General features: G+C 37.0%; 22 protein-coding genes. All 22 read right to left on the bottom strand.

Annotation, left to right across the window (positions count from 1 at the left end):
* Window positions 1–24: 24 nt before the first annotated feature.
* Window positions 25–1,926 (bottom strand): hypothetical protein, encoded by a 1,902-nt coding sequence (locus tag BBG48_RS04830; RefSeq protein WP_068913585.1) that lies wholly within the window; start codon window positions 1,924–1,926, stop codon window positions 25–27.
* Window positions 1,926–2,654: a hypothetical protein gene (locus BBG48_RS04825; RefSeq protein ID WP_068913587.1), complete on the bottom strand. Its 729-nt coding sequence runs from the start codon at window positions 2,652–2,654 to the stop codon at window positions 1,926–1,928. Before BBG48_RS04825 ends, BBG48_RS04830 begins: the two co-directional genes overlap by 1 nt.
* Window positions 2,655–3,053: a hypothetical protein gene (locus BBG48_RS04820; protein WP_068913589.1), complete on the bottom strand. Its 399-nt coding sequence runs from the start codon at window positions 3,051–3,053 to the stop codon at window positions 2,655–2,657.
* A gap of 2 nt (window positions 3,054–3,055) precedes the next feature.
* Complete coding sequence (locus tag BBG48_RS04815) at window positions 3,056–5,272, bottom strand: hypothetical protein (protein WP_068913591.1); 2,217 nt, start codon at window positions 5,270–5,272, stop codon at window positions 3,056–3,058.
* Entirely contained in the window at window positions 5,273–5,650 is a 378-nt protein-coding gene (locus tag BBG48_RS04810) for a hypothetical protein (protein ID WP_068913592.1), read from the bottom strand.
* Between the two features lie 14 nt (window positions 5,651–5,664).
* Window positions 5,665–10,257, bottom strand: coding sequence for a hypothetical protein (locus BBG48_RS04805; protein WP_068913594.1), 4,593 nt, complete (start codon window positions 10,255–10,257; stop codon window positions 5,665–5,667).
* 5 nt (window positions 10,258–10,262) lie between these two features.
* Entirely contained in the window at window positions 10,263–10,682 is a 420-nt protein-coding gene (locus tag BBG48_RS04800; protein ID WP_068913596.1) for a hypothetical protein, read from the bottom strand.
* A 32-nt stretch (window positions 10,683–10,714) separates the two neighbouring features.
* Window positions 10,715–11,044: a DUF5055 domain-containing protein gene (locus tag BBG48_RS04795; RefSeq protein WP_068913598.1), complete on the bottom strand. Its 330-nt coding sequence runs from the start codon at window positions 11,042–11,044 to the stop codon at window positions 10,715–10,717.
* A 20-nt stretch (window positions 11,045–11,064) separates the two neighbouring features.
* Entirely contained in the window at window positions 11,065–11,487 is a 423-nt protein-coding gene (locus BBG48_RS04790) for a phage tail tube protein (protein ID WP_068913599.1), read from the bottom strand.
* A gap of 5 nt (window positions 11,488–11,492) precedes the next feature.
* The gene (locus BBG48_RS04785) at window positions 11,493–11,897 is read right to left on the bottom strand and encodes a hypothetical protein (protein ID WP_068913601.1); all 405 of its coding nucleotides are present in this window, start codon (window positions 11,895–11,897) and stop codon (window positions 11,493–11,495) included.
* The gene (locus tag BBG48_RS04780) at window positions 11,894–12,415 is read right to left on the bottom strand and encodes a hypothetical protein (protein WP_068913603.1); all 522 of its coding nucleotides are present in this window, start codon (window positions 12,413–12,415) and stop codon (window positions 11,894–11,896) included. Before BBG48_RS04780 ends, BBG48_RS04785 begins: the two co-directional genes overlap by 4 nt.
* An 11-nt stretch (window positions 12,416–12,426) precedes the next feature.
* Complete coding sequence (locus BBG48_RS04775) at window positions 12,427–12,807, bottom strand: hypothetical protein (protein ID WP_068913604.1); 381 nt, start codon at window positions 12,805–12,807, stop codon at window positions 12,427–12,429.
* Window positions 12,804–13,121, bottom strand: coding sequence for a phage head-tail connector protein (locus BBG48_RS04770; RefSeq protein WP_068913606.1), 318 nt, complete (start codon window positions 13,119–13,121; stop codon window positions 12,804–12,806). The genes BBG48_RS04775 and BBG48_RS04770 overlap by 4 nt, the downstream gene beginning before the upstream one ends.
* Window positions 13,122–13,139: 18 nt before the next feature.
* Complete coding sequence (locus BBG48_RS04765) at window positions 13,140–14,066, bottom strand: hypothetical protein (RefSeq protein WP_068913608.1); 927 nt, start codon at window positions 14,064–14,066, stop codon at window positions 13,140–13,142.
* A complete protein-coding gene (locus BBG48_RS04760; RefSeq protein WP_068913610.1) occupies window positions 14,066–14,644 on the bottom strand; it encodes a hypothetical protein in 579 nt (192 codons plus the stop codon). The genes BBG48_RS04765 and BBG48_RS04760 overlap by 1 nt, the downstream gene beginning before the upstream one ends.
* Window positions 14,645–14,739: 95 nt before the next feature.
* Window positions 14,740–16,146 carry a phage portal protein gene (locus BBG48_RS04755; RefSeq protein ID WP_068913611.1) on the bottom strand — a complete coding sequence of 469 codons (1,407 nt, stop codon included), beginning with the start codon at window positions 16,144–16,146 and terminating at the stop codon, window positions 14,740–14,742.
* 197 nt (window positions 16,147–16,343) lie between these two features.
* Complete coding sequence (locus tag BBG48_RS04750) at window positions 16,344–17,978, bottom strand: hypothetical protein (RefSeq protein ID WP_068913613.1); 1,635 nt, start codon at window positions 17,976–17,978, stop codon at window positions 16,344–16,346.
* 165 nt (window positions 17,979–18,143) lie between these two features.
* Complete coding sequence (locus BBG48_RS04745; RefSeq protein ID WP_068913614.1) at window positions 18,144–18,554, bottom strand: hypothetical protein; 411 nt, start codon at window positions 18,552–18,554, stop codon at window positions 18,144–18,146.
* Window position 18,555: 1 nt separating this feature from the next.
* The gene (locus tag BBG48_RS04740; RefSeq protein WP_068913615.1) at window positions 18,556–19,311 is read right to left on the bottom strand and encodes a recombinase family protein; all 756 of its coding nucleotides are present in this window, start codon (window positions 19,309–19,311) and stop codon (window positions 18,556–18,558) included.
* A gap of 173 nt (window positions 19,312–19,484) precedes the next feature.
* A complete protein-coding gene (locus BBG48_RS04735; RefSeq protein WP_068913616.1) occupies window positions 19,485–19,697 on the bottom strand; it encodes a helix-turn-helix domain-containing protein in 213 nt (70 codons plus the stop codon).
* A gap of 307 nt (window positions 19,698–20,004) precedes the next feature.
* On the bottom strand, window positions 20,005–20,151 hold the full coding sequence (locus BBG48_RS10980; RefSeq protein ID WP_158527904.1) for a hypothetical protein: 147 nt from the start codon (window positions 20,149–20,151) through the stop codon (window positions 20,005–20,007).
* Between the two features lie 98 nt (window positions 20,152–20,249).
* Window positions 20,250–20,591 carry a hypothetical protein gene (locus BBG48_RS04730; RefSeq protein WP_068913617.1) on the bottom strand — a complete coding sequence of 114 codons (342 nt, stop codon included), beginning with the start codon at window positions 20,589–20,591 and terminating at the stop codon, window positions 20,250–20,252.
* Window positions 20,592–20,593 lie beyond the last annotated feature (2 nt).

The raw sequence follows: 20,593 nt of genomic DNA, 5'->3' as shown, positions 1-20,593 counted from the left end.
GGGGGAGAAATCCCCCATACCCCCTTAGGAGGGCTTATAAAGTAGGCGAGAGCCGATGCCCGAGCTCGTGTCAAACGACGAAAGGCACAAGTGAGCAAAGAACATACCGCAAAAAGAACCATGGCTCCAAGCACCGCCACGACAGCCCACAAACCAACCTCTTGAAGAAGCATAAACATGGTCTGAATAATATGTGCTTTCAGAACCACCACTCGTTGCTGAAGGTAGCATAGCCCAAGGTAGTGTTCCATCTATACCTTCAGATGTAATCCAAGCATTGTTTGTTACACCCTTGTAGCTTAACTTCGTGTAATTACTACTTGTATCATCTGCGTATTTGCTTGGGTCTGTGCAAACATAATACTCTCCGTTATTTATGTTTATTCCATCTACCAATTCCCAAACATTACCCCATATTCCTTCGATACCTCTGTAGATAACATCAACTTTACCATCAGTACCGGCAGGTCTACCTGTAAGCCCCGGAACATTGTCACAAGTTCCTGACGAGATAGCAGACGAGTTATCATCGCAATACCCTATACCTATTGCACTTTGCGAATTATTTGTAGCAAATTCAACCAAGTACAACATCTGTATTGCCGATTCAGTAACTAAATCGATAATTCCCCAACCTGTACCTTTGGTTTTTGCATTACTTCTCATAGTAGCTCTTGTTTGATTCGCCGTTGGGGCTGCATTTTTCACGGATTTATTGTTACTTGATGTTTTATAAGCTCCTACAAAACTACCTGAACCGGGGTGTTTCACAAAACCTTGTGTTGCCTTATCTGCTATTTGAATGGTTTCAATTCCATTTTGCACAGAGCGATTGAACCAAAACTCAGGTATTTTTACCATTACATCGCCCGTTGAAAGTGTTTGTCTTGTCATTTCAGACCAAGGGTAGCAATTATTAAAATTACTGTTACCCGGTTGTGTTCCTACAGAAGCGGTTGCTGTTTTACCGATAGCGTCATCAGTTCTTGTCCAATTTGGAGACGATGACGACACATTACGAGATATTCCATATATCTTTACAAAAGATAATTCAGCCGATTTAGTCTGTCCTGTAGCTGTAATAGAAACTGTTGTTGAAACAGAATCCCCACTCTTGGTTGCAGTGATAGTCCAAATGCCGCTTTTATGAACCTTGAAAGAATGATTTCCTGATGTTGTCGGAGCTATATAAATGATATCTCCATTTACGCATTTAACCGTAGCTCCTATAGGGTAGGTTACATTGATTGTGGAAGTAAAATATGAATAAGCTCCTGTATAAGAACTACTTCCACCTGCAACAGATGTCTTTGGAGATGTATTACTTGGTTTTGAATACCCATCGACAGTTCCATATTCTATATGATACCTATGTCCTGTTGTAACAGTAAATGTCGCTATTCTTTTTATCGCTGATAATGTAGCACTTTGAGTAGAAGATGAGCTTGTTTCATCAACACATTTCACTTCAACATTTCCAAAAGCGGAGGTGTCATCAATAGTAATATTTACAGTAACACTTTCTCCATTAGAAGGAACAGCTGTTTCACGATTTACTTCATTAGAAGAAGTATTGTAAACGCCCTGAGTTGAAAAAGGAAAAGCAGAGAAGTAGTATGTTTTACCTTCAATCAATCCTTCAACAATAAAATTGTCTGTATTATATTTTCCAAGTTCAGTGTTTACTAATACAAGGTCTCCATCGTTTGGTGTAGCCGGAAAACCTGTTTCTGACTTTCTTATCATTACTCCACCTACAGAGCAAATAAGGTTGTTGTCCAAATAACTATCTTCCGGTTCTAAAAAAGTTAAACCTATTGTTGTACTCGATAAAGGAATAGCCACAAATTTCCTCATATTATTTGGCTGTTGTCCTGTTTTCTGTAGAATATTATCTACAATCCATTTAGCTTCTGCCCAACTCATTATTCCACTACCTCCTTAATGTTTTTACCACCATTCAAAAATGTAATTGTCTTAGTCAAATTTAAGACTTCATTTACATATAATTTTTGAACGATTGTTGTGTCCGAAATAAATTCGGTAACTATTTTCTTATCATTTACTTTTTCCGTGATAGTTTTTCCGTCAGTAGAGAAAGTAATATCATTTGGTAAAAATCCATCTATCTTTGTACCCAATGTTTCAATTTGTTTCTGTAAGTTTCCGGCTACATCTCCTGATAACTGAGCCTTGATATCTGAAAACCACAAATCAAACAATGCTTTTTGCTGATTCTCATATATGCTCATTCTTTGCTGATAATTGCTCTCTATTTCGGTTAAAGAAGAATTACCTTGCTGCTTCAAATCATCTAAATGCCCTTTGAATAAATCATAATCTGAATCAGTTTTATGTGTTATATCTGTGATAACCTCATCTTTAGCATTGATAAACAACTGCCTTTGATTGTTGAAAAAAGTTTGGAACTCTGTATATAGATTCGTTCCGTTTTCCAACTTTGTCATAATGTAATTGATGGCTTCGTTTATCTGATTTGCTTCTTTTGCACCAAAAAAGGATTGCTCTTTGTAAGTATAATGAGTATCATCTCTAAACGATATTGTGCCGTCATCATTGTCGATTTGAGTGTATCTTTTTAGTCCACTCCAAACTATGTCTTTATAATTTGTTGGTAATATCGCCCAAGCCATTTATAAACCTCCTCTCGTTCCTAAATTAAATGTAAAATGCCTTCTCCCATCTGCTTGATTCATAAACTTACCGTACAAATCGAAGATAGCATTTTCAAGCCTATTTAATTCTTTGTAAGTCATTGTGTTACCATTATCTTTGTAAATCACTTTTTCTCCATACGCTGCGTTCAAAGTCTTTTGGTTTATCGTTTCAAAATTGCTTTCTAAGAGATTGATTTCATCGGCATAGAAGTAATCCTTGTAAGTTTTATCAATCCCAACTGAAGAAATGTTAAACTCCTTGTATAACTTGACAGAAAGCCCCCTCAGGTAAACTAAATTGTTTTTAATCCTGTTGAAATCCTCAGCATTAAAGTAATCATCTTTGTTCCAATCTGTCTTAGGTTGTTTCCACATTTTTATCCTCCAATTCTTCGAGCTGTAACTCTACCTGAGAATGATTGCTTGAATTTCAAAGTATGTCTGTAAATATTTACTTTCATATTGTCGTGAAATTCATTTTCCTGATAGACAATGTCTGTTGCGTCTATTTCAGGATTTCCTCTTGTATCATATTCATACTCAATACCGGCTGTATAATAATTGCCAAGCCAATTCGCAAGTTCATTAGCCATTGTCATATTGCTAATTAGTGGATTTTTCCATTTGATAGTTTTACCTCTTGAGTTTAAGTGCTTTGTAGCATATCGTTCTATAATTTTATAGCGATAACCTTGTATCTCAAGTTTGTATGAACCTGTGACTTTGTATCTCACGGTTACATAATAGTTGCCCCAATCAATCACATCTGCTAATCCTGTTTGCTCATTGAGTTTTACAAAATAACCATAAGATGGGTCTTGGATATAGAATGTTTCTATTTGCCCTATAGTTATGTCTACATCTTCGTAAACAAGATTTTCTTCCTTATTGTTTCTTTGAAAAGTGTAACAAGGTACGATTACCTCTTTTACAAGCTCCTGTTTTATTGCTTTAGGAGATGACGTCATATCTAATCTACTCATTGTAAAATCGGCTACATCGCTTAAACTGAAATGATTTAGAGTTATCCTATTATATGGTATCTCAGTTTCGATAAACTCAATCTGAATTTTATTACAATCGTCAAAATCCCTCAAAACCACCATAGTTTTATCTATTTCATCACTTTTAATAACATACTCATTGACCTGCACTCCCTCATTGTAGCTTCTGATAATGAACCTCTTTGGTAGATTTTGCCCGAAAACAAGTTTCATTCCGTGATATGCTCTAACACCTTCCATTGAGAAAGTGATAATAGGATTATTTGCAAACAGACAATTATCAGCAGATATTTCGCTCGAAATATAACCCGTTTCTAATTCAGCAATACCTGTTCGTGGTATGAAAAACATTGTTCCATCTGTTTTAGTGTAGTTTTTAGCAAGAGTGCCATATTCGACTTTCTCACTATCTTTAGTTATATTTGTTGCTTTGGAGAAAGAAGTTTCGCCATTGGTAGTAATAGTAACCTCAGGAATGAAATTCGACTTAATTTGTATTTCTCCAAATCTTGACTGAGCAAGGGTACATCTACAAGCATTTGCAATAATTTGCAAGGCTTCTTTATGTTTTACACGAGGAATCGGATTCTTGGTGTAAAGGTTTTTAAGTCTTGGGTCAATATAATATTTTGTTATCCCAACGTCCATTAGAACTTCTTGAGCCAAAATGTAATAATTTTTATCACTTTCACTATACAGACCTTTAGTGTACTCTGAATCCATATTTCGGAAGATGTCTTGACACCTTATAGTAGCTGTATTATCATCACTTTCCCAAGCTGAACAAAGAAGATGATTTCCTTGAATCCACTCAATTTTGTCCGAATTAGGCAACTGATAACCGTACATTATATCCATTTCTTGCCCTGTTTCAAGGTAATTTATAGCTGAATTAGGATTGTCTACATTAAAATAGTGGTCGTAGTTTTTAAGTTGCACTGAGAAGTCCACTTGAGGAATATCTGCACCTATTGGCGATACATAACTATCAAGAGATGAATCCAATACTGAATCATTATAGTAGACTAATCCGTAACCAAATTTAATTGCATATATTCTAAGCCTACTGTTAGGATTCTTCATTTTGTAAAATACAAATCTTACAGATGTAGTATCTTGTAAAACTTCTTCCGTAGTCCATTCTGATTTTGTATTATCTCTGAATTGAATAGTCTGACCGGTACTACCTATTGCATCAAAGTCAATAGGGTAATTGTCTCCGAAAAGAATAGTCAATCCTTTGAAATCAGTTTCTATTGTATTTAGATTTATGATTACTTCACAAAGAGCTTCGGTAAGTAGTTTATTAGAGACCAAGCCTGTATTGTAATATCCACCTACATTTTCACGAGGTAAGAAATACATAGAACCATCAACTTTTGTGAAATTCTCCTCAAGTGTGGCATATATTGTGTCATCGTTACGCTCTCCGAATAAATCTAAATTTGAATAATAAGAGTAATCCCCATTGTTGATAGAAGCCTTTGCCTGAGCTTCTTGATTGACAAGTCCGAAAGAGAGCATTATAAACGCTCTCTCTCGGAGAGGAGATTTCATACTCTGCTTATAAGTCTTAGAAACTTTCTGCATTTATTTTCCCTCCCCTGTGTCAATCAAATTCACTTTACAATTTCTGTAATGAGTTGGTCTACCACTCCCATCAACCCAATATGGTTCGCCTGTTCTATCCCCACAGTACATTTTCAATGTCTTACTAGAATTAGATACAGGGTCGTTAAATGTTACATTTACGAAAAAATCGCTTAATGCTGAGAGTATTCCTTCCCATTCATCAGCTGTTAGCCACGCCCATTCAAGTCCGTCAATTTTATATTGGTCTCTACCGACCCTTTGACCGACTACTGAGCCGTTAGCGTTTCTACCTGCATTTACTACCGTAGTTACGACTACGCTTACACCTCTTTTAGGAGGTGGTAATTGATAACCGTTTATTGCAATATAAGACATTTACCACCACCTCCTTATTCTGCAAATACGAACCCATTTGCTCTCTGTTGTGTTACAACAGCGTCCGTAATAGTTCTGTTTCCAATTTGAACAACTGTTTGTTCTTCCTTATCAGCCTGTCTCTTAGTGTCAGTTGCTATTTCCTTCAGAGTAGGTTCTACATATTCTCTATAGAACTCTTTCATAGTGCGAGCCATAGATTCATCTGACAACGAGTGATTGTACGCTCTTTGCGAATCATCATACACGAATTGAGCTAATGAGTTTGTAGGGTCATAACCACCTGTATTAACGATGGCTGAGTTCAGTACATCAGTGTTTAATAGTACAGAGCGTATAATCGCATTAGCACTTATACCTATTTGACTATTGATAGCTCTAAAATATCCTGCGAACTGAGCCATACCTGAAATCACGGCACTTCTCATAGCAAGTTTAATTTGAGATTGATTTAGAACTTCGGTCTGTCCATTGATATGTCCGACCATCTCTGTTCCTGCTTCTCCGGCTACGAACAAAGAACCGTGAAGCCTTGCATTTGAAGTTCCGTTTGCATACATAGGGATTGAGTTCCAAGAACCACTTTTTCCGTCTGAACCGATGTAACCACCTTTAGCAAACATCTTGAACCCGTGTCCGGTGTTGTATCCTCCGGTAGATAAACCGAAGAAACCTTTGATAGATTTCCAACCATCTTTGAATAGCGAAATACCGACTGAAACCTTATCGCCTATCCACGAGCTTAAAGATGTCCAACCACTTTTGAATAGTGAAATTCCTGTTGGCACAATGTGGTCTCCAATCCAACTTTTCACTGTATTCCAACCTGACTTAATCAAGCTGATACCTTGTGAAATAACAGGAATATTACCAATCCAATTTTTGACTGTAGTCCACCCCGACTTCAAGAGTGATATTCCTTGAGATAGTATTGGAATGTCGCCAACCCAATTTTTGACTGTAGTCCAACCACTTTTTATCAGATTGATGGCTTGAGATAGGGTAGGAATGTTACCAATCCAATTCTTAACCGTAGTCCACCCCGACTTTAGTAAACCTATCCCTTGTGAAAGAGTAGGAATGTTGCCTATCCAATTCTTTACATTCTGCCAACCTGACTTCAATAGTGATATTCCTTGAGATAGGGTAGGGACATTACCAACCCAACCTTTTACTGTTTGCCAACCTGATTTCAAAAGACCTATTCCTTGCTTCACAATCGGAATATCACCAACCCAATCTTTTACAGACTTCCAACCTGATTTAGCAAGGTCTATTCCTTGTTTTACAAGAGGTAAGTTCCCAATCCAACTTGTAACTGAGTTCCAGCCACTTTTAACAAGTTGAACGCCTGTCTCTAAACTAAGTCCATCTTTTGTGTTTTCAGACCACCAGCTTTTAGCATTACTCCACCATTCCGAAGCTGTATTTTTCAATTTAATTGCAAATTCAGGAATAGGGGTTTTATCAATAGCTTTTGTTATCGGAGAAACAATGTTATTACTAACCCAAGATTTAGCGTTTGAGAAGCAACTCCCAAGCCCATCTAAGAAACTTTTTCCCCATTCAGTAGCGGTATCTGCTATATTGTCTATAGCATTTTTACCATCTTTACCTTTTACAAAAAACTCTTTAACACCACCAGCCCACTCTGATATTGTATTTCCTGCTTGGCTGAGTTTGTCTCCGACCCAATCCTTAAACTCTCCGAATTTATTAGCAATGGCATTGAGACCTTCTCCAACTTTTGTAACTATGGCGTCCCAATTTAGAGCTATTCCGGAAACAAGAGAACCTGCTCCTGCTGCTATAAGTGCCGCACCGAGAGGTATTCCAACACCGGTTAAGCAGAGAATTACTCCAAGAGCCAAAGAAGCGGCGCCCGCAATAATCCCTATCTCTTTTAATACTTTTTTTACTTTTTCAGTTAGCGAATCCCAATTAAGTGCAACACCTGATATAAGTGATGTAGCCCCAGCTGCCATTAAGCCAATTCCTACAGGTAGAGCAACACCTGTGAAAGCAAGTACCGCACCTAATGCCAATAATGATACACCCATTGCTATGCCGATTTCTTTAAGCACTTTCTTTACCTTTTCCGTAATAGAACTCCAATTCAAAGCAGCCGTGCTGACAATTCCTATAACCCCTGCTGCTATCATTGAAATACCAAGAGGTGTCGCCACGCCCGTGAAAGCAAGTACAGCACCTATTCCAATCAATGCTCCGCTTACTAATGCTGTTATTGTAGCAATAGATTTTTTCAAATCTCCTGTTAAGCTATTCCAATTTAACGCAACCGCCGAAACAAGTGAGATTGCCCCTGCTGCTATCATAGCGACACCGAGAGGAACATTTGCACCTGTTAAAGCGAGAATAGCACCAAATGTCAATAATGCACCACCTACGATTGCTTCAAGCGTACCAATAGCTTTCCTCATAGGTTCGGACATACTATCCCAATTAAGTCCTATAGCTGTGGCTAATCCCACAGCACCAGCAAGCATTAAAGCTATACCAAGAGGTACATTTGCTCCTGTAAAAACCATCAAAGCACCAACCGCAAGCAACGCACCACTTACGATACTTGTTAGGATTGATAGGGCGTTCATCAAGTCCTTATTTAAGAACTTCCAATTTATAATAGCAGCCGTTGCTAAAGAAACCGCACCTACTATCATTAAACCTATACCAAGAGGTACATTTGCTCCCGATAGAACCAAAATTGCTCCTACGGCTAATAAGAAACCACCTAAGAGTGCTGTAATGACTGTAAGAGTTCTTGCTAATCGTTCTGTCATTTCTCCCCAATTTTGTACTATGGTAGCCACAAGCCCAATGGCACCGACTGCCATTAACGCAAGTCCGAGTGGAATATTTGCCCCTGTTACAACAAGAATTGTTCCTATCGCCAATAAGAAACCTGATATAACAGCCGTAATCTCGCTTAATGCACCTTTTATCATTGACACTATTTCATCAACTTTGGCATTTACTACCCCTGATAAGAAATCATATTCAGGTAGCTCAAAACCTAAGTCTCCACCACCAACGCCCAAATCTCCTAAATCATCAAGAGCATTTGCTTCATTTTCCGAAATAATATTTAATTCATCTATTCCAAGCAAAGCGTCTTTCAACTTCTTTGCTTTTTTCCCAGCTTTACCTAAACCATCTCCCGCGTCATCAGCATTTTTAGCTAAGTCTCCTATAGCGTCTCCACCGACTTTTATTCCGCTGTAATCCACCTCAGGAAGTTTGAACCCTACAAGATTTGCGATTGAATCAGCAATTATTCTAATGACTTTTGCCAAAGCGATAGCATAAGGTAACACCATATTTAGAGCAGGAATGAAAATATTACCTAATGCACGAGCTGCTTGAACCAACTGTGATTTCAAAATACGAAGCTGGTTAGCAGGAGCATTAAGTGTACGAGCCATATCGCCTTGAGCCTTAGTAACCTGTGTCATAATTGCATAGTATCTTAACTGCACTTTTTCAGCCTGTGTCATATCATTAAATGATTTTTTTATACCTAACGATAGAGCAACTGCCTTCAGTCTTGCCTGCGACAAGTCATAACCTAATCTACGAAGTGGTTCAAGTTCTCCTGATATACCCGAAGTCAATTTCTGCATAGAATCAGCAAATGAAATATTGAAGAAAGAAGATAAGTCATATCCAAGTTGAGTTAAGTTCTTGGACATAATGTATGCTCTTTCACTTGCCACTCCGAAACCTTCAGTGATTGTCATAAACACACCTTGATTTCGCATAAATTCTCCGGGGTCAATTCCCATTATTTCGCCAACTTGTTCAGCAAAACTTTTTGCTTCTGCTGCATATTTCCCCATAGACGCTGTGAACAAGTTTAAGTTTTCAACATAAGTATTGGATTCAGTTATCCAACTTGCTATTGCTCTTGCTGCTAATCGAATGGTATTCATAGCCATTCTGCTTTTTGCCCACAAATCAACATAACTCTTTGAAGCTCTTTGATTAGCGTCAGGGAGAGTATTAGTAGCATTAACGGTTCGTCTTATGTTAGAAGGCAGTCTATTAAAAGCATTTGATACCACATTTAACTGATTAGCCAACGGTTTCAAAGCGTCCGAAAGCATTTTTATCTGAGATGTAAATTGATTCCAATTTATGCTATTTAGGGTTTTTGCCAATTTAGGAAGTTTACCAAGCTGACTAATAACACTTTTCAAGCCTGTTGCTTTTCCTATTGATGTCAACGGGGATAATGCTACCCCTAATCTATCAAGACCTGAAAAATCAGTAGTACCTAAAATAGCCGTAGCTCCTCCGATACTTTTAAGCTGACTTGCTATAGATGAAGAAATCTTAATTTTTCCAAGAGAAGATAATTTTGATAAACTATTTGATAACCTATCAATTCTTGAGATGGAAGATTCATCAAAGCCATTAAGGGCGGTGTTAAGATTGCGTACCTGATTAGCTACGCTTGATAATCCCACACCGCCCTTAATTGCGTTTTTTAATTTCGATAATGAAGCGGAAAGAGCGTCAATGCCGTTTGTTGCCGATGTTGAATTTGACTGTATTTGTAGCTCAAGAGATTCTATCGTTGTGGACATATTACTCACTTCCTTTCTTCAAATTTTTTATTGTTCTCAACCGTATATGCTTGCAAATAACGGAGTGCTTTTTGCTGATTGTTTCTTTCCTTTTTAACATTTTTTTCTTCTATAGTTTTTTTACTAATAGGATATGCTTCCTCTACATAAGGTTGAGGTTTTGTTCCTTTTTTAGCGAAAGCACGAAGAATAGGAGATACTCTCATAAGAGCGTCATAGTAGTACATTCCTTGCAACCACATTTCCTGATTCTTGCGTTCTCGCCTGATTTCCTCAGCTTCTCTATAATACTTAACCAACAGGCAATCTTGTTCCCAATATTGCTCAGGGGTCATACCTATTGAGAGATAGTAAGGAAATTTTTTGTTGAAAATATCCGTATATGGGAAAAGGGAAGCGAAGCGATTATCACGCTCGCTTCCCACATCATCTGTATTATGGGTGGACAGTGAACTACTTAGAAGCTCGCTGTCCAGCTCAAGTTTCCCTCTGATTCTGCCGGTTCTTCAACAAGAGCTATAATAGGTTCGTTATACATTTCAGCCAACTTACCGATTAGCTCCTCCTTGTTTGTCATCTTTGAGAAAATTTCATTGATAGTTTCTTTCTTCTCAAATCTATGATGAGCAAGAAAAGCACCCTCAAAGAGAGCAGGCAGAGTGGACATCGGCTTATCTTCAACCTCAGAAGCAATAAAGCCCTTTTTCTCCATTTCTGTTACGGTTTTTCTTGTAAACTCCAAAGTGTAATCTTTTTCTTTGAAATTAAATCTTAATTGTTTTGCCATTTTTATTTACCTCCGAATTATTATGCTTCTTGTGAAATTGGTGTAGATGGTGCGATTGTGATAGTCATACCAACGACTTCATTTACACCGCCGCCAACGGGGAATACAGAAAGCTGACCTTTGAATTTGAATTTACCCTGAGAGCCGGTAGGAGTAAGGTTATCTCCAGCTTCTGTACCACCAAGCCATACTGCATATTCTTTCTCTGTACCCTCAAGTGCCTTTAACTTCTTATATTCTTCAAGAGTATAGTTCGCTGAGAACTCCATAGCGTCAAGGCTTTGAATACCCGGAATATAAGTTTGCATTTTGTCTGAAAGAGTAGTTGTTTCCAACATTTCAGGTGTTCCTCCAAGGTCAGGGAACTCTTTAATGTCAATGAGTTTCTGCCAATCGGAACTATCCTTGTACATTAAAAAGATTTTGTAGGTGCTAATTGCCATTTTATTTACCTCCTATAAATTACTTTTTCTTTTGATACAACCGCACGGTATCTTGCAACCATACGATATATTGTTGCGTCCTGTTCATTAGGCACAGGGCTTGCCATTACTCTTGTAAAGCCTAATTTTTCCATCTCTTTATCAATAATTGACAATATGTTTTTAGCTTCACTTTTTTTGCCTGTTTTTCTGTTTGAGTAGACATTTACCTCATATAAAACCTGTGAATGGTTTTCTATAGAACCTGATGTTCGTGTATTTCGGTATATTTGATTGTCTACCTCAAGAATTGATACACAAGGAAACGAAGGAGGAGATTTAACATATTCTCCTGTCATATAGACTTTAGGATATTGTTCTCTGACTTTGTTAGATGTTATGTCAAAAACTTCATTTTCCACATCAATCATCTGAACACCTCCTTAGCTATCATTGCGATTTCTTGACAAGTAGTTTTCATTGCTTCGTACATTGGCATAATTGCAGGTGTTCCGTGCGTGAGCTTTAATTCTCCATCTTCATAGAAACCCCATACTCCTTTCTTTCCGAAACCTTTACCGAAGCTACCAATCGTAAATCCAACTTCTGAACCTCGTGGGTGTAGCGAACTTCCTGCACCGCTATTATGATATACACCTGCTCCAAACTCGACCCATATTGCGTCCTCTCCATTTGCTACAACAAGTGTAGTAGAACCCTTACTGTCTACTGAAACATCAACATTAGCGTATCGAACTCCACCTTTTACCAAATCATCTAAAATAGCTCCGTTGAATCCCATTTGTGCTTTCTTTTCAATTAACTCGGCTACCTTATTTCTTAAAAGGTCAGTCTTAGTTACTATTTCCTGTTTATATTTTTCAAGCTCTCTAATGGCTTTATCTATTTCTCCTTCAGACAAGCCACAAACGATGACTTTTTTACCCATTATGACTACCTCTATGAAACATTAACCTTGCTGACTGCGATGGAAACACTATTCAAGCTACTTGCAACTTCCTTAACCTCATAATCGTAAGGTGTAGTAGTTTTACCATCATTATCAAACTGAGGTAATCTATCTATCCACAAAACAGAATACTCATCAATCCTCGGCAAGTTATTGTCCATAACTATTACTTTGTCGTAATCCTCGCTTTCTCCGAATTGTCTTGTTTGTGTTTCTCCCTTAGCCGCTGATATATTAGCGAAATATTTTTTAGGGTCAGAATGTACTATCTCATATTCACTTGTAGGATTTCCATATTCGTCCTTAACAGGTTGCTTACTCTCATACAAAGCATAGTAAAACTTTGTTTTATTCCTATTCAATGTTTTCATTTAACCACCCCACAGTATGACGTAACTGTTTTGAGCATTGAAGGGGGAACATCGGCATTTTCATACGCACGAGATATTCCATTTTCCGAGTGTGAAATCTGTCCTTCAGCACCTCGTTTGTTAAGTAGATATGCTGCAATTTCGCATTGAAGAACTGAATATTTCTTAGGAACTTCTTCCACTGTCTCATCATAAGGATATGCTTTTGCTAAAATTTTAGCCCCTGAGATTTTTAGATAGGTGGATAACACTTCATCAGTATCGAGGTCGCCTACCATTGTTCTCAGAACGGTCAACTTTTCACTATAAGTCATATTATCCACCTCCTTTAACTACTTAATTTCGTAGAATTTCTCAGTCTTAGGATTTGCTGTAGGTGTTCCTACGATATATCCGCTATCTGTTTTCGCATAGTAAACCTTATCAGGTTTAACCTCTGTGTCCGACGATATTTCAGCCGTTCCTTTGATGATTCTTACAGCCTTAGTTTCGTTTGTCAGTGCAACCTGATAGTATTTTCTTGAGAAAATGCTATTCTTGCGAATATTGCCGTCTCTTTCCTGCTCAATTTCAGTACCTTTCTTATTGAAAATTGTAACTGCCTTTTTAGTAGCAACTACGATAGTACCTTTTGTAGCGTCTTTCTTAGTGTAAATATTTACACCACCAACTGTACCTACATAGCCGGTTCTTGCAAAAGATTCTACATACTTGAGTTCTTCCTTGAGAGATTTTCTAAGCTCTGCAACATCTGTACCGTGTACGAACGCAAATGTCATCGGTGCAACAGTCGCAGGGTCATTGTCGGTGCTTTCAATATCAAGCGAAGCAACTGCGTCCACAAATGAATCGAATCCTATCGCCTGTGAAACAACTACCATCGGAGCTTTCTTAAACTCTCCGTAAATATCTCCGTTGACAGTATTAAACATATCTGTTCCCATATGTTTTGTACCTACAGGAACAAGCATAGGGTCTGTCATTTCCTGTTCATCAAAATAGTCAAAACGGTTTTGAGCCATCTCGATTTCATATTCCCTCTGAGTATGAGAAACCTCGATTGACTTAGTGTTACCTTTTCCCATTTTCAGTTTTTCTGTTCCACTGGTAGCAGAATATACATTGATTTTTCTTTTCATTCCGACTGTGCCGACAAGAGAGTTATCTACTGTACAAAACTGCTGTAAGTTCAAGTGTGAATTGAACTGGTCCTCTACCTCATTTGATAGGTAGAAATTATCATAAATCTTATGTGCCATTATTCATTACCTCCTGTATAAAGTGTTTTATATTCTTGTGGGTTTTTAATTGAGAACTCGTAGCGTTCCTCAGGAGACATCTTCTGTAGCTTTTCAAGCGTCATCGTATCATCTCCTTTTCCACCAACGGGCGGTGGAGTGTCTTTCAAAACTTCTGCTCGAATTTTCTTTTCCAAATTCTGCTGATGTTTCTGCTGATTAGAAAATACTTTTTCCAATTCTCCATTAGCCATTGCTTCAGCTGTTTCTTCCGCAAGCTTTTCTTCATAACCCAAAGCTAATAACTTAGCCTTAGTTTTCGACACCTCTGTTTCGTGAAGAAGTTTCTTGTACTTTTCCTCAAGTTCGGCTTTTTCCTCAGCGTCTTTCTGAGCTTTCTGCTCGTCCTCTGTAAGTTTTTCTCGTAGCTGTTTCTTATAACCGGCTGCTTCACTATTGCTTTTAGATAAAGCAGCTTTCAGTCTTTCGATTTCAGCCAAGCTATCTCCGGGTGGAGTAATTTCACTAAGTGCAGCTTCAATCTCCTCAAGTGTCATACCTTCTTTATAAGCGTCTCCTAATAAATCTTTGAAATTCATATTTTCCTCCTTGCGTTTATATGGTTCACTCCATTTAGTTTTTCTGTTTTATGGTCTTGTCTGACCTTTGCGTTTTATAAGTGTTCCCTCACTAATCAACTTGAGTTTCTTTTATTTTTTTTTTGTTCCTCAATCATCAATTCATCGTAATACTCTTTACTCATTGCATACGCTGATTCTGCGTCTGTAAATAATCCTGAATGTAAAAAAGCAAGACGAGGGTGGATTTTAGGTTGCTGTAGCATAGATACAAGAACTTGGGATTTACTTTGAATAGCTTCGTAATTCCTTCTTGTAAATTTCATATCGATGTCTTTTAGCAACAAATCAAACCCTGCTAAATCTCTACAAATCCTAAGTATTAACTTGAGCATTTTTTTCTCTGACTTCTTGAATATATGTTCAGAATCTTTAGCTCTTGCTTCTGCAAGAGACCAGCCATCTCTGAGTAATACAGCTGTTCCTGTATCACTTGTAGATGACCCGCCATTTCGGTTTGGCATACCACATATTGTAAGCACAGCATTATATAAATCTTCTTTTAGAGTTTGAGTTTGGTCTTGGCTGAGTTCTGTTGTAACCATATCTACATCAGCTCTTTGACCGTCAACTGATTTAACTTTAATTGCACCAAGTTCTAAGAACTCTTTGTATTCCTCTTTCGTAATATCGCAATTTACAAACTTTATAAAAGCTTGAATAAATTGCTCAATCCCATCAAGTCTGTTGCTGACAACATTATTGATTGCGTCAAGTAACGGAAGCACTATTTCAAATGCACCGAGCCTTGCATTGTTAGCTGGATATTCAAAAATTGGTATCATATTAAGTGCGTGTGACTTATTAGCCTTAATTAAACCATTTTCTATCAAGAAATACTGACTTTCCGTATATACTGAATATCTAAGCAAGTCGTGTTCATCTACACTGTACTTAACCGCCATCAATGGTTTGTTCCCAATATCATTTGAATAAACAATGAAAGTATCTCTTGGGTCGAGCGTATAAATTTCAAAAGGTGCTTCATCAATTTCATTTACATCATCGGGTAAAACAAGTCTGAAAGCTGTGCCACAAATCATTTGCCATTCCACTAATTCTTGGTCTTGAGAAACTTTGTCCTCAGCGAACATCATTTCGTTTAGTTTATTGATTTGTTCAACGACTTTTTCTTCACTACTACGACTTACATACTGAATAGGCTCTCCGCAAAGATAACCTACCTTAAACGAAACTATTTCGTTTGCCCTGTTTTCTACAATACGATTACATATTTCAGGTCGCACTTCCTTTTGTCTATATCTGATAGGCTGCTGCCCACGATAATATTTCCAAAGATAATCTATTTCGCTTCGGTTAAGCTCGTGTGTAGCAAATGCTTTATCCAAAACTTCGATTACATTTGATTCGGTAATGTTACTCACACTTGATGAGATGATTCTACGACCGTTCAAATCTCTTGTGAGATAAGGTGTTTTTGCACTATCAATGTTATGCCCCACGATTAACCTCCTTTCTGCGAAATAAAAAAAGGTACATAATTGTTCGAGGTCTAATTTACCTCGTGCAATTATGCACCCATTAAATTTTGGTTTATTTCACATTGAAATATATCACAATATATTGTGCTTGTCAACTATATTATCCACAATATGTTGATAATATAGAATATTCGTGTAAATTTTTAATCTACTTTCGATTACCAAGGTCTTTTGAAGATTTCAACTTTAGCTCCTGACAAACTCTGAGCAAATTCAGCAAGCATTGCCATTCCATCAGGAACATCATCGTTTTTATTTCTACCGGCAACTGTATAAGAGACAAGCATATTTATCATTTTGCCATAATCACTGTTTCTCTTATATAGGCTTTCGTCCTTGAATAAGCAATGTTCTTTAACCCAAGCACTATTGACGATAATCTTAGTTTCTTTGTTTGTACTTGTAAATTTTGTTGTAATACGAGTTATACCTTCTCGCTTTTTTATTTCAGTTTGAATTTTTTCAGCTATCCTACCACCGGCGGAATTACTTTCAAATCTGCACATACCAACTTTATGTCTTATTAGAATATCTACAAGTCTTGCATCCACAACATTAGGCAGTCCGTTATCACAGACACAATCCTCAATATAATAATCATTTCTGTAAACATAAGCCGCAGGAAGAAAAGCATAATCGCTACCTCTGTCTTTGGTATCACAAATACCTATAATAGCGTCAGGTTCTCCGAGAGGTAGTTCAAAATATCTTCGCAATTCATCTGAATGATATAATAAACCCTCACGCTCAATAGGTTGATTCATAAAAAGTGCTTTGAAAGACGCTTCATCAAGATTTACTCGCATATCCTCAAAGTAGTCTTTACTAAAACCCACTCCATAACCATAATTGAAGTTACTCTCGCCTTCAGAATCAAGAGCAGGTAGAACAATGAACTTAGCTCGTGGGTCATCTCCATATTGTAATTCAAGTCTGCCTATTACATCGTGAATCGACCATCTTGTGGCAATATGAATTTCTTTAGCTCCCTCTTTTTTACGAGATTTAAGGTCGTTAGTATATGACGACCACAATTTATCCAAACGGTCTTTACTCATAGCTTCTTCAATACCTGAGCAAAGGTCATCGGCATATAAAATCTTATCACATCTTGTAGCACCTGTTAAAGAAGCATTTATTGCTCTACAAGTTAGAGTAGAGAAGCGATGTTTTTTATTAAGGTCAATCGTTTCTTCTTTTGAGTTTGTAGCAGCAATATAAACACCCGGAAAAACATCTTTCCATAGGTATTCGGGGTCAGTGATTATCTGATTAACTCCCTCGTAAAACGATCGTGTTAGCATACCTGAATGAGCAGAAGCAAGATTTTGACCGTCAGGAAAGTTACCCATTACTTTAGAAAGATAGAATATCCCTAAAGTTGATTTCCCTGTTCCCGGTGGCATTGAGATTGTAAGTAAGTCTAACTTATCATCGCTTAAATCTTGCATTGCTTGAACGGTAGGGAGTAAAACCTCTCGTCTTGGGGCATAAAACTTCTTATCGGGTTCTCTATCCCATTCAACATATAATAAATAACTATCAAAATCATAAGGTGCAGCCAAAAGTAGCACTTTTTTATGAAGTCCGAATAAAAATATTATATCTTCTTCCTTTTCTGATTTTAGAATTTGACTTTCTATAGAAAAGGAGAGCAGTTTAGCATATTTGACCCCAAGTTGCACATTTGTTTTCATTGTTTCTTTACACATAAAGTATAAGTCCTCGTACACATTTATAGCATTAGGGGTCTTTTTAATTTTCTCAAAAATTTTTCCAAGTAGTTGTTCCATAATTCCTCCTCAAAATAAAAATGCGTTATCGTTTAGAGATTTCTCTTTGCGATAACGCACCATTGATTATTTTCTTCTCCGATGTGATTTTTCGTTTTGCTTTATTATCTCAGATAACAGAACAATAGGGAAGATGAGTAAAATTACTATAATAAACATTTTCATCTACTCCATATAAATTTGTATTACATCAGTTATAAATATTTCTTTCATCTGTTCATCAAGGACAGACATCTTAAACTCTATGTTCTCTTTAGGAACACTGCCTATTATCCAACCTTGATTAAAAATCTTGTTCCCTTGTATAGTAGCAAGAGTACCACTTGAAAATTGTATCATAGTTCCATCAACAGATGAATCCATAGGTAAAACTGTAATCTCATTTTCAGTCTTATTCTCAAGCCTAACAAGCATTACACCTTGTTCTGAAATACCTGTATATGTTGCTTTAAGTGTATTATTTTCAAAAATAACATTTTCTGTTACTTTTTGTTCCGAAACTGATTCGGAATCATCGCAGGCAACTAAAGTTCCCATTAAAAAAATTATAAGTAGCATACTCAATATCTTTTTCATACTAAACCTCCGAAATAAGAATAGGAGAGTGTACTCCATTTACCCAATCCATATTCCCATATTTATATTTTCCTTGATATAACTTTCTATTTCCAATAATACTACGGATTGTAGAAATCTGAAATCTCTTTCCTTTTCTGGAAAGATACCCTTTGTTATGTAGTGTTTCGCAAATATCAGTTAAAGAGGCACCATTGTCAAACTGATTGAATATCAATCGTACAATAACTTCTTCCTCAGGATTGATTACAAGATTTCCGTCTATCACATTATACCCATAGGGTTTATTTCCACCAGCATAACCGCCACACCTCGCTTTCAGAGAGCGACCTTTACCGGTACGAAGTGCTATATTTTTCCTTTCCTGCTCCGCTACAAACATTAGGAGTGAACGATATACATTTGCAAAATCGTCTCCCTCAGAGAAGTGCTCCTCTGTGGATAGGAGAGATATGTTCCTTTTTTCCAAAGTGTAGAAGTAATAAAAATACAACTTCGTATCACGAGCAATCCTGTCATTCTTAAAAACAATTACAGCTTCGTGGTAGGGTAGAGTGTCAGGTTTGTATAGAATCTTGTCAAGTTCCTCTCTGCCATCTTTTGCACCGCTGATTGTATCAACGCACCAATGGACAATTCTGTAACCCTCAGAGCCAGCATAATTTATTATAGCTTCTTTTTGTGTATCAATACCATATTTGTCATCAGAAGATTGCTCCTCAGTAGACACCCTGATATAACCAATGGCATTTTTCACGAGATATACACCTCCTTATTATCCTAATCAGATAACTTTTAATCTTAAATGTCGTTTTGAAGTAGTAAAAGTAGTTTAATTATGGATTTTGCGGTAACTTTTATATATACAGAAAATTCCTATATAGAGAAACTTTACGCAAAAACCGATTTTGAACTACTTTTACTACTTCATCAGCTTTCTCTCTTGACATAAGTAAGCTCAATATCATATCCAAGAGCTTCAAGCATATCCACAAATGTCTTATTGACGATACCATCTTTTTTCTTGATGATACGGTTTACATACTGACCGGTTGAATCAATCGCTTCTCCAAGTTGATTTTGGGTCAAACCTGCTTCAAGGCATTTGATTTTCACATCGACTTCTATATTGTTCTTAACCATCGTAAGACCTCCTTAAATTGTGTTTGATTGTATTGTAGCAGATAGGAGAGTGAATGTCAATACAAAAAGGATAGTATAATAATCTTTTTAGTGGCTTTTTATTTCTTGAGGGTATTTAGCATACTCCCTTGCAGCCTGTCGCTTAGTGCTATTCCCCCACCGGGTAGCCCCTCGAAGCAATAAAAAAAAAGCTGCGAACCTGTCCGCAACTATCAATTTACATCTAATCAAGATTAAATTATACATCAACCTTTGATAAGTAAATGCAAATAAAAATAACCGCCCTTTCCGGGCGGCTAATCTTTACTTATTCCTTGTTTTGTGCTGTAGTACTAACCAATTCTTCAAGTATTTTTATATATTTATCACAATTATATTTTTGTAATTTTTTGTATTTTCTTGATTGCTCATAATAATATTTTAATAGATCAATAGCTTCTTCATATTTATTCATTGTTTACATCCTTTTTACTTATTCATTTTCACAACTTCCGCAAGTAGTGCGATCGGAAAAGCTAATATACAACCTAATATAAACATTTTCTATACCTCCTAACTAACTATAAATCGTTTTATACTTGTTTCGCTGCTATATTGCCCGTATAATTCCGGGTAATCCTCTTTGAACTTTGAAGAATTGAAGCGGCAAGAATTAACAACTTTATAACTTGCCTTTGCTGCTCCTTGTATCATTATTTCATTATCGCCCATTATTTCCAATATTTCGCCCTTTGTTATTTCGTTCATTGCTTCTAACTCTTCAATCATTCGCTTGTTTTCTCTGTACTCATTACATAACCTTTCAAAATCGCCCTTCATCGGTTTAGCTCTTTTCATCATTCCGGAGAAGCCGCCGGACAGCTTCAGCATATATTCATTTAATTTATTGCTCATTG

The sequence above is a fragment of the Criibacterium bergeronii genome, assembly GCF_001693775.2.
Lineage (GTDB): Bacteria > Bacillota > Clostridia > Peptostreptococcales > Filifactoraceae > Peptoanaerobacter > Peptoanaerobacter bergeronii.
The sequence above is the reverse complement of the archived record's forward strand: the minus strand, read 5'-3'. Positions and strand labels throughout refer to the sequence as shown.